Here is an 856-nt window from a genome sequence, read left to right as displayed (position 1 = left end):
TCTGGCCTGTGGCAGCCCGCGCGCGGCGCATGTGGAGCGGATTATCGCCCCGCTTCTGACCATTGCGGCCATTGGGCTGATGGGCGTGGAAGTGGGCGTAATCCTGCTGCCAGCCCTGTTGCTCCAGCTCTCCGCGCTGCGTTATCCTGAAATGGATTTCTTCTCGCGCAACAAATAAGTGCGGGTTTGTGTGAGCGGCTTTTAAAGCCGGTCTGGGCGTTAGGATTTTCGCCCATCTTTATCAGTCTATAACAGCAGCGCCTGTCCTGAAATTATCCGGGCAGGCGCTGTTTTTTTAGGCTTACGGAAAAATCTTCCCCGGATTCATCAGGGTTTTCGGGTCCAGCGCTGCTTTGATCTTGCGCATGGCATCCAGTTCCGCGCCACCGCGCCAGGACGGCATCATGTAGGTTTTCAACTGCCCGACACCATGTTCGGCAGAGAAGGACCCGTCCAGCGTGCGGACAATGTTGGCAACGGTGTCCATCATGGCATGGTCCTGCGCGAGGAAGGCTTTCGGGTCCATGCCCTCAGGCTGCACCAGATTGAAGTGGATGTTGCCATCTCCAATATGCCCGAACGGAGCCACGCGGATGCCGGGGATCAGCGCCTCACAGGCTGCCGTCGCTTTGGTAATGAATTCCGGAATGGCGGAGAGCGGGACGGAGACATCGTTTTTGACGGAAGCCCCGGCGCGTTTCTGCGCTTCGGCATGCTCCTCACGGATCACCCAGAGCGCCTGACGCTGCCCTTCGCTTTCTGCTAGCACGGCATCGGTCACCAGCCCATCTTCCAGAGCCTGCCCCAGAACTTCTTCCATCAGCGTGCGCAGGCTGTCATCCGCGCGCGGGCTGCC

The 856-nt window shown here is 59.3% G+C and carries 1 protein-coding gene; it reads right to left on the bottom strand.

Features of this window, described 5'->3' with window-relative positions:
* Nucleotides 1-301: 301 nt before the first annotated feature.
* Nucleotides 302-856: FAD-binding oxidoreductase (locus AD928_RS00085; RefSeq protein ID WP_324609173.1), on the bottom strand; the 555-nt coding region annotated here is incomplete at its 5' end.

The organism is Acetobacter cerevisiae, from assembly GCF_001580535.1.
GTDB lineage: Bacteria > Pseudomonadota > Alphaproteobacteria > Acetobacterales > Acetobacteraceae > Acetobacter > Acetobacter cerevisiae.
Note: the sequence above shows the minus strand (reverse complement) of the source record. Positions and strands in the feature narration are given on the sequence as shown.